Annotated in this window: 15 protein-coding genes and 1 pseudogene; 8 read left to right on the forward strand and 8 right to left on the reverse strand. The window is 71.1% G+C overall.

Going from position 1 to position 12,027, the window contains the following annotated elements; all coding sequences use genetic code 11:
• Positions 1-37 precede the first annotated feature (37 nt).
• Positions 38-595: a YceI family protein gene (locus ACFPLC_RS38520; RefSeq protein ID WP_378199492.1), complete on the reverse strand. Its 558-nt coding sequence runs from the start codon at positions 593-595 to the stop codon at positions 38-40.
• 107 nt (positions 596-702) lie between these two features.
• Between ACFPLC_RS38520 and ACFPLC_RS38525 the strand changes: the two genes are divergently transcribed.
• From ACFPLC_RS38525 to ACFPLC_RS38540, 4 genes are all read left to right on the forward strand, one after another.
• Positions 703-1,179 carry a MarR family winged helix-turn-helix transcriptional regulator gene (locus ACFPLC_RS38525; protein ID WP_191309210.1) on the forward strand — a complete coding sequence of 159 codons (477 nt, stop codon included), beginning with the start codon at positions 703-705 and terminating at the stop codon, positions 1,177-1,179.
• Between the two features lie 8 nt (positions 1,180-1,187).
• Positions 1,188-2,171, forward strand: a complete 984-nt coding sequence (locus tag ACFPLC_RS38530) for a glutathione S-transferase family protein (RefSeq protein WP_378199496.1) — start codon at positions 1,188-1,190, stop codon at positions 2,169-2,171.
• Positions 2,172-2,267: 96 nt separating this feature from the next.
• Positions 2,268-2,903 carry an RNA polymerase sigma factor gene (locus ACFPLC_RS38535; protein WP_378199499.1) on the forward strand — a complete coding sequence of 212 codons (636 nt, stop codon included), beginning with the start codon at positions 2,268-2,270 and terminating at the stop codon, positions 2,901-2,903.
• Positions 2,855-3,985: an epoxide hydrolase family protein gene (locus ACFPLC_RS38540; protein ID WP_378199502.1), complete on the forward strand. Its 1,131-nt coding sequence runs from the start codon at positions 2,855-2,857 to the stop codon at positions 3,983-3,985. The genes ACFPLC_RS38535 and ACFPLC_RS38540 overlap by 49 nt, the downstream gene beginning before the upstream one ends.
• On the opposite strand, the gene ACFPLC_RS38545 is transcribed toward ACFPLC_RS38540, so the two are convergent.
• Together ACFPLC_RS38545 and ACFPLC_RS38550 are read right to left on the reverse strand one after the other, a co-directional pair.
• On the reverse strand, positions 3,982-4,551 hold the full coding sequence (locus tag ACFPLC_RS38545; protein WP_446681645.1) for an LmrA/YxaF family transcription factor: 570 nt from the start codon (positions 4,549-4,551) through the stop codon (positions 3,982-3,984). The two genes, ACFPLC_RS38540 and ACFPLC_RS38545, sit on opposite strands and share 4 nt — an antisense overlap.
• Positions 4,433-5,074 (reverse strand): GNAT family N-acetyltransferase, encoded by a 642-nt coding sequence (locus ACFPLC_RS38550; RefSeq protein ID WP_378199505.1) that lies wholly within the window; start codon positions 5,072-5,074, stop codon positions 4,433-4,435. Before ACFPLC_RS38550 ends, ACFPLC_RS38545 begins: the two co-directional genes overlap by 119 nt.
• 132 nt (positions 5,075-5,206) lie before the next feature.
• Between ACFPLC_RS38550 and ACFPLC_RS38555 the strand changes: the two genes are divergently transcribed.
• On the forward strand, positions 5,207-5,806 hold the full coding sequence (locus tag ACFPLC_RS38555) for a hypothetical protein (RefSeq protein WP_378199508.1): 600 nt from the start codon (positions 5,207-5,209) through the stop codon (positions 5,804-5,806).
• Between the two features lie 70 nt (positions 5,807-5,876).
• On the opposite strand, the gene groL is transcribed toward ACFPLC_RS38555, so the two are convergent.
• Together groL and ACFPLC_RS38565 are read right to left on the reverse strand one after the other, a co-directional pair.
• The gene (gene groL / locus ACFPLC_RS38560; protein ID WP_378199511.1) at positions 5,877-7,568 is read right to left on the reverse strand and encodes a chaperonin GroEL; all 1,692 of its coding nucleotides are present in this window, start codon (positions 7,566-7,568) and stop codon (positions 5,877-5,879) included.
• A 9-nt stretch (positions 7,569-7,577) separates the two neighbouring features.
• Positions 7,578-7,868: pseudogene (locus ACFPLC_RS38565) on the reverse strand (zinc-binding dehydrogenase); the annotation flags it as partial.
• A 426-nt stretch (positions 7,869-8,294) separates the two neighbouring features.
• Here ACFPLC_RS38565 and ACFPLC_RS38570 point away from each other — a divergent pair.
• On the forward strand, positions 8,295-8,696 hold the full coding sequence (locus tag ACFPLC_RS38570) for a helix-turn-helix domain-containing protein (RefSeq protein ID WP_446681646.1): 402 nt from the start codon (positions 8,295-8,297) through the stop codon (positions 8,694-8,696).
• Between the two features lie 95 nt (positions 8,697-8,791).
• Here ACFPLC_RS38570 and ACFPLC_RS38575 read toward each other — a convergent pair whose 3' ends face one another.
• The 3 genes from ACFPLC_RS38575 to ACFPLC_RS38585 form a co-directional block, all read right to left on the reverse strand.
• The gene (locus ACFPLC_RS38575; RefSeq protein ID WP_378208308.1) at positions 8,792-9,688 is read right to left on the reverse strand and encodes an IS3 family transposase; all 897 of its coding nucleotides are present in this window, start codon (positions 9,686-9,688) and stop codon (positions 8,792-8,794) included.
• A complete protein-coding gene (locus tag ACFPLC_RS38580) occupies positions 9,685-9,999 on the reverse strand; it encodes a transposase (protein ID WP_378236076.1) in 315 nt (104 codons plus the stop codon). The genes ACFPLC_RS38575 and ACFPLC_RS38580 overlap by 4 nt, the downstream gene beginning before the upstream one ends.
• 109 nt (positions 10,000-10,108) lie before the next feature.
• Positions 10,109-10,822 (reverse strand): DUF4142 domain-containing protein, encoded by a 714-nt coding sequence (locus tag ACFPLC_RS38585; protein ID WP_378208277.1) that lies wholly within the window; start codon positions 10,820-10,822, stop codon positions 10,109-10,111.
• Between the two features lie 222 nt (positions 10,823-11,044).
• Here ACFPLC_RS38585 and ACFPLC_RS38590 point away from each other — a divergent pair, with 222 nt between their 5' ends.
• Together ACFPLC_RS38590 and ACFPLC_RS38595 are read left to right on the forward strand one after the other, a co-directional pair.
• On the forward strand, positions 11,045-11,521 hold the full coding sequence (locus ACFPLC_RS38590) for a MarR family winged helix-turn-helix transcriptional regulator (protein WP_378208280.1): 477 nt from the start codon (positions 11,045-11,047) through the stop codon (positions 11,519-11,521).
• Positions 11,522-11,538: 17 nt separating this feature from the next.
• Complete coding sequence (locus ACFPLC_RS38595) at positions 11,539-11,952, forward strand: DUF5655 domain-containing protein (RefSeq protein WP_378208282.1); 414 nt, start codon at positions 11,539-11,541, stop codon at positions 11,950-11,952.
• The last annotated feature ends 75 nt before the right edge of the window (positions 11,953-12,027 follow it).

The raw sequence follows: 12,027 nt of genomic DNA on the forward strand, positions 1-12,027 counted from the left end.
GAGCGGGAACCGGGGAGCCCGGTTCCCGCTCGCGGGATCAGGCGGACTTGATCGCGGAGATCTCGAACTCCAGCGTGACCTTGTCGCTCACCAGCACGCCGCCGGTCTCGAGCGCGGCGTTCCAGGTGATGCCGTAGTCCTTGCGGCTGATCGTGGTGGAGCCCTCGAAGCCGATGCGGTCGTTGCCGAACGGGTCCTTGGCGGAGCCCTCGAACTCGAACGGGACGGTCACCGAGCGGGTGACCCCCTTGATGGTCAGGTCGCCGGTGACGTCGAAGCTCGTGTCGCCGGTCTGCTTGATCTCGGTCGAGGCGAAGGTGACCTGCGGGTACTCGTCCATCGACAGGAAGTCGTTGCCCTTGAGGTGCCCGTCGCGGTCGGCGTTGCGGGTGTCGATGCTGTGGGCCTGGATGGTCACCTGGACGCTCGACTTCTCCGGCACGTCACCGTCGATGGTCGCGGTGCCGGTGAACTCGTTGAAGCTGCCGCGCACCTTGGTCACCATGGCGTGCCGGGCGACGAACCCGATCCGCGAGTGGGCGGCGTCGAGGGTGTATTCGCCGGTCAGCTGGGGGTAGGTGGTCGCGCTGGTCATCGTCGTTCTTCTCTCCTCGTGGTGGCGCCCCCAGGTGATTGAGGGTTCAACGACACTGTACTCACTTTGGCTGGTTGCGCAAGCAAGCTTTCGGTAGAGTCGCCGACATGGGTGATCTGTCCGCGCTCGACCCCGACGAAGCCGCCTTCTGGCGGCCGCTGATGCGCATCGTCACCGCCCTGCCGCGCGCGCTCGAGGACCAGTTCCTCCCCGAGACCGGCCTCGCGATCACCGACTACGGGGTGCTGGTCGCGCTGTCCGAAGCGCCCGAGCGCCTGCTCCGCATCTCGGCGCTGGCCGCGACCACCGGGCTGTCGCTGAGCCGGATCAGCCGGGTCGTCGACGACCTGACCCGCCGCGGCCTGGTGGAGAAGCGCAAGTGCGCCGAGGACGGCCGCGCGTCCAACGCCGTGCTGACCGCGGCCGGATTGGCCAGACTGGAGGCGGCCTACCCGGGCCACCTCGCCCGCGTGCGGGCTTCGGTGTTCGACCACCTGAGCGCCGAGGACGTCCGCACGGCCGGGCCGGTGCTGGCCCGGCTGGCCGCGGCACTGGACACCGCTCCCCCGACCGACGACTGCTGAGGACGCCGATGAGCGACAAGGGCGAGTACAAGCGCGACCAGAACTACCTCCCGGACCGCATCACGGCCGACGGCCGCGACGGCTGGCCGGTCGAGCCCGGCCGCTACCGGCTGGTGGTGGCGCGGGCGTGCCCGTGGGCGAACCGCGCGGTGATCGTCCGGCGGCTGCTGGGCCTCGAGCCGGTGCTGTCGATGGGGATCGCGGGGCCGGTGCACGACGAGCGCAGCTGGAGTTTCGACCTCGATCCCGGCGGCAAGGACCCGGTCCTGGGGATCGAGCGGCTGCAGGAGGCGTTCTTCAAGCGCGACCCGGACTACCCGCGCGGCATCACGGTGCCGGCGTTCGTCGACGTCCCGAGCGGCAAGGTCGTCACCAACGACTTCGCGCAGATGACGCTGGACATGTCGACCGAGTGGACGGCGTACCACCGGTCCGGCGCGCCCGAGCTGTACCCGGAGAAGCTGCGCGACGAGATCGACGACGTGGCGCAGAAGGTGTTCACCGACGTCAACAACGCGGTGTACCAGTGCGGGTTCGCGCGGTCCCAGGAGGCGTACGAGCACTCGTACCGGAAGCTGTTCGCCCGGCTGGACTGGTTGTCGGAGCGGCTGGCGGACCAGCGGTACCTGGTGGGCGACACGATCACCGAGGCGGACATCCGGTTGTTCACCACGCTGGTCCGCTTCGACGCGGTGTACCACGGCCACTTCAAGTGCAACCGGCAGAAGCTCACCGAGCTGCCGGTGCTGTGGGCGTACACGCGCGACCTGTTCCAGACCCCGGGGTTCGGCGACACGATCGACTTCGCGCAGATCAAGGAGCACTACTACGTGGTGCACGAGAACGTGAACCCGACGGGGATCGTCCCGCTCGGGCCGGACACCGCCGGCTGGCTCACCCCGCACGGCCGCGAGGACCTGGGCGGCCGCCCGTTCGGCGACGGGACACCGCCGGGCCCGCCGCCCGAGTCCGAGCGGGTGCCCGCACTCTGAGGTCGGCGAGTTCGTCACGGCACGTGATCCGCATCGACGGCGGTAGGCTCGCCGAGGCCGGCTAAACCGGGGAGGCGGGTCGGGCGTGGCCTGCTCATGACTGCGAACATGCCGAACGCCGAGCGGGAAATCGTGTTCCGGGCCCTGTTCGAGCGGTACTTCGGTGAGCTGACGCGGCTGGCCCACCTGCTGGGCGCCGACGACGCGGAGGACGTCGCCCAAGAAGCGTTCGTCCGCCTGCACCGGCGACGGGCCCCGCTGACCGACGAGCCGCAGGTGACCCGCCGCCTTCGCGCGAGCGTAGTGCGGCTGGTGCGAAGGCGGCGCTCGCGGCCGGACCCGCCGCTCGACGGGCTGCCCCGCCGGCATCGCGAGGTCCTCGTCCTGCGCTACGGCCTCGCCCTGGGCACGGCGGACATCGCCGAGACGCTCGCTCTTTCGCCGCGCGCGGTCGACGCTGCCGCGCAAAGCGCGCTGGAGAAGCTGCGGTGGCCCGGAGACCGATTCCCCACCCCGGCTCGGAGACGAACCTTCGCGGTGGCAGCGGCGTTCGTGGTGGCGGCGAGCGCGCTCACCGTTTCCCAGCCGCTGCCGGACACCACCGCGTACCCCGACACCCCGCGAGCGGAGGGCTCCCGGCAAACAGGACCGAACCCGTCCTATATCCGCGAGACCGTCGCCCCATGGATCCCTTCCACATCGACATCCCCCAGGCCGACCTCGACGACCTGAACGACCGCCTGGCGAGGACCCGCTGGCCCGGCGAACTTCCCGGCGCCGGCTGGTTCTACGGCGTCAACCAGCCCTACCTCGCCGACCTCGTCGACTACTGGCGGCACGGCTTCGATTGGCGCGCCCAGGAAGCCCGCCTGAACGAATACCCGCAGTTCACGACCACCATCGACGGCCAGCGCATCCACTTCCTGCACGTCCGCTCCCCCGAACCCGGCGCCACGCCCCTGATCATCACCCACGGCTGGCCCAGCACCATCGCCGACTTCCGGGACGTCCTCGGCCCGCTCACCGATCCGGCAGCCCACGGCGGTGACCCCAAGGACGCCTTCCACGTCGTCGCGCCGTCGGTGCCCGGGTTCGCCTTCTCCGGGCCGACCACCGACCGCGGCTGGAACACCCGCCGCGTCGCGAAGGCCTGGGCCGAGCTGATGCGGCGGCTCGGCTACGCCCGCTACGGCGCCCACGGGGGCGACTTCGGCAGCATCGTCTCCCCCGAACTGGGCCGCCAAGCCCCCGATGCGGTGCTGGGCGTGCACGTCAACGCCGTCGCCAACGCCGGGGTGCCGACCGCTCCCGGCGACCTCGAGCGATTATCCGAAGAGGACCGCAAAAAGGCGCAGGAAAACGCCACCTGGTGGTATGCCCACTCCGGCTACGCCACCCAGATGGCCACCCGCCCGCAGACCCTCGCCTACGCCCTCAACGACTCCCCCGCCGGGCAGCTCGCGTGGAACCTCGAGTGGTTCGTCGACTGGGATCCCACCACCACGCACCAGACCCCGGTGAGCCGGGACGCCATCCTGACCGACGTGACGATCTTCTGGCTCACCGGCACCGCCGGCTCGGCCGCGCGCCTCTACCTCGAAGCCGGGCAGGACGGCTGGGGTGAGCGGCCCGCGCCCTCCGGTGTGCCCACCGCCGTCGCGAACTTCCGCGGTGACCACGCGCTGCGCGGGCTGGCCGAGCTGTCGAACACCGTCACGCGCTGGACGGAGTACGACACCGGCGGGCACTTCGCGTCGCTGCAGGCACCCGGAGAACTGGTCGAGGACATCCGGGAGTTCTTCCGCGGCCTCTAAACCCGGCGGCGGCGGCGATCCACGGCCCCGTCGAGCAACGGCCGCAGCTCCGCGACCACCGTCTCGAGGGGCGCGACGTCCTGGTGCGCCCGCGCCAGGACGATCGCGCCCTCCAGCGCGCTCAGCATCAGCACCGCCAGGGACGCGCTGCGGGCCGGGGGCACGCCGAACTGCTCCAGGGTGGCGGCGACCGGGCGCTGCCAGCCTTCGAACGCCTTGCCGACCGCTTCGCGCAGGCTGTCGCTGGTGGCGGCCGTGTCGGCGACCGTCGCCACCAGCGGGCAGCCCGCGTCGAAACCGGACGTCGTGAACTCGTCGGTCCACTGGGCCGCCATGGCCGCGAACAGGTTCCCCGGTGTCGGATCCTCGAGCTTGGCCGCGAAGCGGGCCACGCGCCGGGCGGCGTAGTCGCCGGCCCAGGTGACGGCCTCGGCGATCAGCTGGTCCTTACCGCCCGGGAAGTAGTGCTGCAGGGACCCCCGCGGCGCTTCGGCGTGCGCGACCACGTCCCGCATGCCGGTCGCCCCGACACCCTGGATCCGCACCAGCTGCGCGGCGCTGAGCACCATCCGCTCGCGCGGTGTCCTGGTCATCGGCTGCCTCCTTCATGACGTCCGTCATGGTAGCCCAGGCGGGCACGACCAGCACGAAGTCGCGTTCGCCGCGCTCGTACGACGGCACCGGCCGGAAGCCCTGGCCCCGCAGCAGCGCCTCGGCGCCGGTGTTCCCGGCCTGGACGGTGGCCCGCACGGTCCAGCCCGCCCAGCGTCCCGACGCCCACAGCCACCGGCTGAGCGCACTGCCGATTCCCTGCCGCTGCCACGCATCGGCGACGAGGATCCCGATCTCCGCCTCCCCCGGCGTCTCCGAGACGAAGTTGAGCAGCCCCACCGGAGTGTCCCCGCGGAAGGCGAGCAGCGCGACGCCGTCCGGTGGCCCGGCGAGCAGGAAACGCTGATAGCGCTGGAAAACGTCGGCCGGGCGCGCGGGGCCGCCCATCATGAAGCGGCGCCGGAGACTGTCCGGCGAGCAGGCCGCCACGAGGGTGGCCACCGGCGAGCCGTCCGCGACCTCTATGACAGTGGTCATAGCTTCATGAGACCACACGGCGACGCGGACCACACTATGACCGGCGTCATAGCCCACGGCACCCGATTCGCCCAGCCGGGAGGCGGGTACGTTGCCGTGGCCGCGCTCCCCCACCGCGAAAGGCGTCCGACGATGCAGCTCTACGCCGAACGGCCGATCCGCCGCACCGCCCAGCTCGTCAGCGACCTGCTGGCCGTGCTGCTCGTCGTCCTCGCGGTGTGGCTGGGGACCTCGGTGTACGACCAGGTCATGAAGCTGCGGGCGCCCGGCGACGGCCTCGTCGACGCCGGCACCGGCCTGCGCGGCACCTTCGACTCCGCGGCGAACACCGCCGACGGCATCCCGCTGGTCGGGGACGCACTGGCCAAGGCCCTGCACGGCGGTTCGGACGTCGGTACGAAGCTCACCGACGCCGGCCGCTGGCAGATCGAGGCCGTCGAGAACCTGGCCTGGTGGCTGGCGGCGATCATCATCGCCGTGCCCGTGCTCACGCTCCTGGTGACGTGGTTGCCGCTGCGCTGGCACTACACCCGCCGCGCCACCGCGGCCGCCCGGCTCCGGGCGCTCGGCGAAGACGGGCTGGACCTGCTGGCCCTGCGCGCCCTCGCGACGCAGCCCCTCCACCGCCTGGCGTCGGTGGGCGAACCGGCCACCGGCTGGCGGGAGCGCGACCGGGACGTCATCGAGAAGCTGGCCGGGCACGAGCTGGCCCGCCACGGGCTCGCGCCCTGAGCCGGAGGTCTCCCCGCCGGCGCTCAGGACACCGGCGGGAAGACCTCCTCACTCCGCGGGCCGGGAGAGCTCAGCCGACGGAGGGGCCCATCCCGAGCGACTGCGGCGTGCTCGCGTCGGGGGACGGCTGGTGCAGGCCTTCGTCCAGCGGGCCGAATTCGGTCATCAGGGCCGGGCTGCCGCCCCACGGGGTTTGTTCCTCGGCGATCAGCGAGTTCGTCGTGAGCAGCAGACCCGCCACCGACGCGCCGTTCTGCACCGCGGACCGGCACACCCGCAGCGGGTCGACGACGCCGAGGGCGATCATGTCCCCGTAGCGGTCGTGCAGGGCGTCGAAGCCCTCGTCGTCGCCCAGCTCCCTGGTCCGCGCGACGATCTCGTGCGCCGGGTGGCCCGCGTTGTGCGCGATCAGGAACGCCGGTTCGGCCAGGGCCCGCCGGACGATCTCGACACCGATGGCCTGGTCACCGTCCAAGCCGAGGCCTTCCAGGGCCTTCTCGGCGTGCAGGAGCGCCGCTCCCCCGCCGGCCACGATGCCCTCGGCCATGGCCGCCCGGGTCGCCGACAGGGCGTCCTCGACCCGGTGCTGCAGCTCCTTCAGCTCGGCCGGGGTGGCTGCGCCGACCCGGACCACCGCGACCTTGCCGGTCAACGCGCCGATCCGCTCGGTCAGGACGTCCTCGTCGACGCCGAACTGCGCGCGCTCCAGCTCCGCCCGCAGCTGGCCGACCCGGAAGTCCACGGCCTCCGAGGATCCCGCGCCGCCCACGACGGTCGTGCGGTTCTCGGTGACCCGGACCTGCTTGGCGCGGCCGAGGTGCTCCAGCGTCATGGTTTCCATCGTGAACCCGGACTGCCGCGAGAGCACCGCGCCGCCGACGATGGCCGCGAGGTCCTCCAGCTTGTGCAGCCGCCGGTCGCCGAAGCCCGGCGCGCGGACCGCGACCGACTGGAAGGTGCCGTTCATGTGGTTGTGCACCAGCATCGACAGCGCCGTGCCCTCGACCGTCTCGCCGATCACGACCAGCGGCCGCGGGTTCCGCATCACCTTGTCCAGCAACGGCATCAGCTGCTGCACCTTGGTGATCTTCTCCGCGCACATCAGGATGTACGGGTCGTCGAGCACCGCTTCCAGCCGGCCGGGGTCGGTGACCAGGTACGGCGAAAGGTAGCCGTTGTCGAACTCGAACCCTTCGACGAACTCGACGCTCATCCCGATCGACGGCGACTCCTCGACCGTCACCACACCGCCGTCGCCGACCGTGTGCAGGGCCTTGGCGATGACCGCGCCGACGGCGTCGTCGTCGTTGGCCGAGATCGCCGCCACCCGTGCGTAGTCCTGTTCGGACACCACCGGGTGCGCCTGCTTCTCCAGGTGCGCCACCAGCAGCCCCACGGCGTGGTCGATGCCGCGCTTGACCAGCACCGGGTTGCCGCCGTCCGCGATGGCCCGCATGCCTTCGCGGACGATCGCCTGGGCCAGCACGGTGGCCGTGGTGGTGCCGTCGCCGACGACGTCGTTGGTCTTGATCGCCGCTTCCTTGACCAGCTGCGCGCCCATGTTCTCGAACTGGTTCTTCAGGTGGATCTCGCGCGCGATGGTGACGCCGTCGTTGGTGACCACCGGCGACCCGGTGATCTTCTCGATGATCACGTTGCGGCCCTTGGGACCCAGCGTGGACTTGACCGCTTCGGCCAGCTTGTCCACCCCCGCCAGCAGCAGGTCGCGGGCGTCCGGGCCGAACCGCAGTTCCTTCGCCATGAGGCGCTCCTAGGGGGTGAGGATGGCCCGGCCGCGCACGCGCCCGGCGTCGAGGTCGGCCAGTGCGTCGAGGGCCGCGTCCAGGGGGTATTTCTTCGTGTGCAGGGTGACCTTCCCGGCCTGGGCCAGCACCATCAGCTCGACGAGGTCGTTGTAGGTGCCCACCAGGTTGCCGATGATGTTGCGTTCGGTGGAGATGATGTCGATCGTCGGGATCTCGATGTTCGAGCCGTAGCCGATGACGAAGTGCGACCCGGCCCGCCGGGTCATCGCGAAGGCGTCCTGCTGGGCGCCCTGCTGCCGCTGTACCTGCCGGGCGTCGTCGGCTCGGCGCCGCTGTGGCTGCGGTGCGCGCACGACCTCGACTCCGGCCACCAGCGCGGCGAGTGGGTCGCGCTCGAAGGCGAGCCCGGAACCGGCAAGCTGACCCTGGCGAAGGGCCTCCACCAGCGTCATCACCCGGCGGCCCGGCTGCTGACCGTCGACGCCGCCCTCGGCGCGGAGTGGTCCGCCTTGCCGCGCGAGCACGCCGAAGCCCCGATCCGCACGCTGGTGATCCGCCACGCCGACCGGCTGACGGCGCCGGCGGCCGCCGCGCTGGCGGCGGTGCTGCGGACCCTGCGCGAGGACCCCGGAGCACCTTGGGTCGTCGTCACCCTCGTGCCGGAGGCCGAAACCGAGCCGGCGCTGGCCGAGCTGCTGAAGTTCTTCCCCCGGACGGTGCGGGTGCCGCCGCTGCGCCACCACGTCGAAGACCTCGCGGAGCTCGTCCCGCTGGTGCTGAGCAAGCTCGGCTACGGCGGCAGGCTCACGTGTTCGGCCGCGGCGCTGCACCTGCTGATGCGGGCGGAGTGGCCGGGCAACACCGGGCAGCTCCACCAGGTGCTGCGCAAGGTGGCTCAGCGCCGCCGGGCGGGCACCATCCGCCCGGGCGACCTGCCGGCGGAGTTCCACGCGGTGACCCGGCGGCCGCTGAACCGCTTCGAGTCGATCGAGCGGGACGCCATCGTGCGCTGCCTGGAGGACGCGGACGGCAACAAGGTCAGGGCGGCGAAGCTGCTGGGCATCTCGCGGGCGACGATCTACCGCAAGATCCACGAGTACGGCATCGTGCCGCCGGCCCGGTAACCGCCACCGGGCCGCGCGGTGCAGTGAATGACTCATTCCTGGCCTCGCAAGTCATGGGCTTGCCCCGTTTGGGCGGACAGGGTTGATGAGTGGGGTCAGGCTAGCGCAGGTGTGGTAGCTGGCCGGGCTGTTGCTTCGTAGGCGGTGGGGCTGCGGTAGCCGAGGCTGGAGTGTCGGCGGCGGGTGTTGTACCAGCCTTCGATGTAGCTGAAGATGGCCTGGTGGGCCTGGGTTTTGGTGGGCCAGGGGCGGCGGTTGAGCAGTTCGGTTTTGATGGTGGCGAAGAACGACTCGGCAACTGCGTTGTCCCAGCATTGGCCTGTGCGTCCGACCGAGAGCCGGACTCCGCCCTGGGCGGCGGTGCGGGCGAACTGGGCTGAGGTGTACTGGCAGCCGCGGTCGGAGTGGAAGATCACTGCGGGGTCGGGGCGGCGCTGGGCGAGTGCGGTGCGCAGGGCTTGGTCGATGAGGTCGGTGCGCAGGTGATCGGCGGTGGCCCAGCCGACCACCTTGCGGGAGGCGATGTCGATCACGGTGGCCAGATACAGCCAGCCCTCCCCGGTGGGGATGTAGGTGATGTCCCCGCACCACCGCGTGTTGATGTTCTCGGGGTGGCAGGTGAAATCGCGGGTGATCAGGTCCGGGCGGCCCGGCGCGGCCGGGTCGGCGACGGTGGTGGTCCGCCATCGCTTCGGTGCCCGCCCGGCCAAGCCGGCCTGGCGCATCAGCCGGGCGATGCGTTTGCGGGAATGCCGATGGCCCTGGGCGTGTAGTTCGGCGTGGATGCGGGGTGCGCCGTAGGTGCCGCGGGACTCCTCGTGCACCCGGATGATGTTCTCGGTCAGCACGGTGTCGGCGCGGTCACGTGCCGACGGGCTGGGGTTGCGGTGGGCGTAGTAGGCGGCACGGGAGACCTCAAGCAGGGCGCAGGCACGCTTGACGGTGCCTGCGCCGCTGGCGTTCTCCGCCTCGATGAACGGGTAGACGTTCACCGGGTCTCCTTCGCGAAGAAAGCCGTCGCTCGCCGCAGGATCTCCACGTCCTCCTGCAATCGTTTGTTCTCCCGCCGCAGCGCGGCGAGCTCGGCCTTCTCGTCGCTGGTCAGCCCGTCGGTGCGGGTGCCGGCGTCACGCTCGGCCTGGATGATCCATTTCCGGACCACCGAGTCGGTCAGCTCGAAGTCCCGGACCACCTCCGGCACCGTCCGCTCGCCGCGTTGCACCAGCCCGACGATCTGGGCTTTGAACTCGGTGGTGAACACCCGCCGAGGCCGCTGCCGGGCACGAGGCTTCTTCTTCGCCATGCGATCCATGATGAGCGACATCCCTTCCAGGAGCTCCCGCCCCTGATCAGAGGTGTCCGCAAAACCGGGTCAAGCCCAGTCAGGAATGAGTCATTCACTGCGTGCGGAGTCACTTCGCGGGCGGGTTCACCGCCGCGGCGACGTCGGCGAGCGTTTTCGCGTCGACCAGGCCGGTGTCCTCGAGCACCTCCATGTGGTCCATCACGGTCTGGTTGGCCTGCTTCGCGTGCCGCCGGATCACGTCGTTCTGCGTGCCGGCGCGGACTTCGGCGATGGTCGCGAAGATCTTGCCGTGCGAGGAGCGGAGGAGGTTCGCGAACAGCTTGTCGAACTCCAGGCCCTGTGCGGCGGTCAGCTGCCGGACCCAGCCCTGCTGTTCGGCGCTGGCCTGCTCCGGCAGTGTCACCCCGAGCATCTTGGCGTCTTCGCGGACGAGCTGGTCGAGGCGCGAATGGCCGTCGAGCAGGTGCAGCCCCGCACGCTTCACCTGTTCGCTGCTGGCGTGGGTTTGCGCCAGGGAGCCGGCGGGGATCTCCCACAGACCGGCCTGGCGCACCTTGACCAGGAACGTCTTGTCGAGCTCGGTGACCGGCCCGGCCCCGGAGACGGGGGCGCCGGCGGCGGCGTCGCCGTCCGAGCCCATCTGCATGCCGGCCATGTCGTGGCCGTAGGCGGGGACCTGCGCCTGCGTCGAGCCGGGCGTGGTCTGGGCGTTGGCGTTCAGCACCATGACCGAGCCCACGCCGACGACGGCGAGCGTGGCCACGACGACCAGCGCGGTCCGGGCCTTGGCGCGGCCCGTCAGGCCACGGTGATCCGGCATGGTTCCTCCTTGTGACGACAGTTCTGGTACGGGGTACACGGACGCCGTCACGCGGAAGTTCAGCAAAATCCGGAGAATTTTCGTTGCCTGCCAACGGAATCAGCCCACAGGGACGCCGAAGACAGCGAAAAGAAGAGTGCGGCCGATCCGGCCGGGCACCGCCGGCGAGCGCCGGGGATGTCCATCTTGACCGATGCTCTTGCGATTGGCAAGTATTGCGCCATGCAACCCCTCGAAGACGCGGCCCCGGGCGCCGACCCGGACGTGGCCGCCCTCGACGGCCTCACCGTGGTGCTGGTCGGGATCGCGTGGGAATGCGCGCACGCGGCCCCGCCCGAAGTGTCCTTCCCGCAGACGCGGCTGCTGCTCATCCTCGACCGCCTCGGGCGGGTCCCGAGCTCACAGCTGGCGGCGGCGATGGGCGTCAACGCGTCTTCGGTGACGCGTCTGGCCGACCGGCTGGAGGCCCTCGGGTACGTGGCCCGCGGCCGCAGCCCGGGCAACCGCAGCGTCGTCACGCTGGAGGTGACCGAGACGGGCCAGGAAATCGTGGCGCGGATGCTCGAGCGGCGGCAGGCCGCCCTCGGCGCGCTGCTGGACAAGCTGCCGCCGTCGCAGCGGAAGGCCGCGGGCGAGGCGGCCCGGCAGCTGGTGCACGCGGCCGCCACCATCCCCGCGCTCGGCTCGGCCGCGCTGTGAGTGCCATCCTGGACGGCATGCCGACCCGGTGGACGTGCCCCCGCTGTGACCGGGAGTTCGCGCGGGCCGGTCAGGGGCACACCTGCGTCCCCGGCTGCACGGTGGACGAGACGTTCGCGGGCAAGCCGCCGTGGCAGCGCTCGGTGTACGAAGCGGTGCTCGACCACCTGCGCACCCTCGGCGACGTCCACGAGGACGCCGTCAAGGTCGGGGTGTTCCTCAAGCGGGACCGGAAGCTTGCCGAGCTGCGCCCGCGATCGCGGGACGTGCTGGTGTACCTGTGGCTGCCCCGGCCGATCGAAACGGCCCGCATCGCCCCGGCGAGCTGGGCGAGCGGGCCGCGCGTCGGGCACAAGCTCAGCCTGCGCGCCGTGTCCGATGTGGACGACGAAGTCCGCGGCTGGCTGACCGCGGCCTTCACCGTCTCCTGACCCCGGGCGTCGTGAGTGGTAAGGCGGGTTAGAACCCAATGCCACTTAGCTTGTGTTGATCATGCGGCGGTGGTG

Origin of the sequence: Amycolatopsis plumensis (genome assembly GCF_042652605.1) — a bacterium.
Classification (GTDB): Bacteria; Actinomycetota; Actinomycetes; order Mycobacteriales; family Pseudonocardiaceae; genus Amycolatopsis; species Amycolatopsis plumensis.

Bases quoted from the DNA above. Each gene is read 5' to 3' on its own strand.
- ACFPLC_RS38525 (WP_191309210.1), top strand. From the start codon at position 703: ATGGGTGATCTGTCCGCGCTCGACCCCGACGAAGCCGCCTTCTGGCGG.
- groL (WP_378199511.1), bottom strand. From the start codon at position 7,568: ATGGCGAAGGAACTGCGGTTCGGCCCGGACGCCCGCGACCTGCTGCTG.
- ACFPLC_RS38580 (WP_378236076.1), bottom strand. From the start codon at position 9,999: ATGGCGAAGAAGAAGCCTCGTGCCCGGCAGCGGCCTCGGCGGGTGTTC.
- ACFPLC_RS38540 (WP_378199502.1), top strand. From the start codon at position 2,855: ATGGATCCCTTCCACATCGACATCCCCCAGGCCGACCTCGACGACCTG.
- ACFPLC_RS38595 (WP_378208282.1), top strand. From the start codon at position 11,539: ATGCCGACCCGGTGGACGTGCCCCCGCTGTGACCGGGAGTTCGCGCGG.
- ACFPLC_RS38590 (WP_378208280.1), top strand. From the start codon at position 11,045: ATGCAACCCCTCGAAGACGCGGCCCCGGGCGCCGACCCGGACGTGGCC.
- ACFPLC_RS38550 (WP_378199505.1), bottom strand. From the start codon at position 5,074: ATGACCACTGTCATAGAGGTCGCGGACGGCTCGCCGGTGGCCACCCTC.
- ACFPLC_RS38520 (WP_378199492.1), bottom strand. From the start codon at position 595: ATGACCAGCGCGACCACCTACCCCCAGCTGACCGGCGAATACACCCTC.
- ACFPLC_RS38555 (WP_378199508.1), top strand. From the start codon at position 5,207: ATGCAGCTCTACGCCGAACGGCCGATCCGCCGCACCGCCCAGCTCGTC.
- ACFPLC_RS38530 (WP_378199496.1), top strand. From the start codon at position 1,188: ATGAGCGACAAGGGCGAGTACAAGCGCGACCAGAACTACCTCCCGGAC.
- ACFPLC_RS38535 (WP_378199499.1), top strand. From the start codon at position 2,268: ATGACTGCGAACATGCCGAACGCCGAGCGGGAAATCGTGTTCCGGGCC.
- ACFPLC_RS38585 (WP_378208277.1), bottom strand. From the start codon at position 10,822: ATGCCGGATCACCGTGGCCTGACGGGCCGCGCCAAGGCCCGGACCGCG.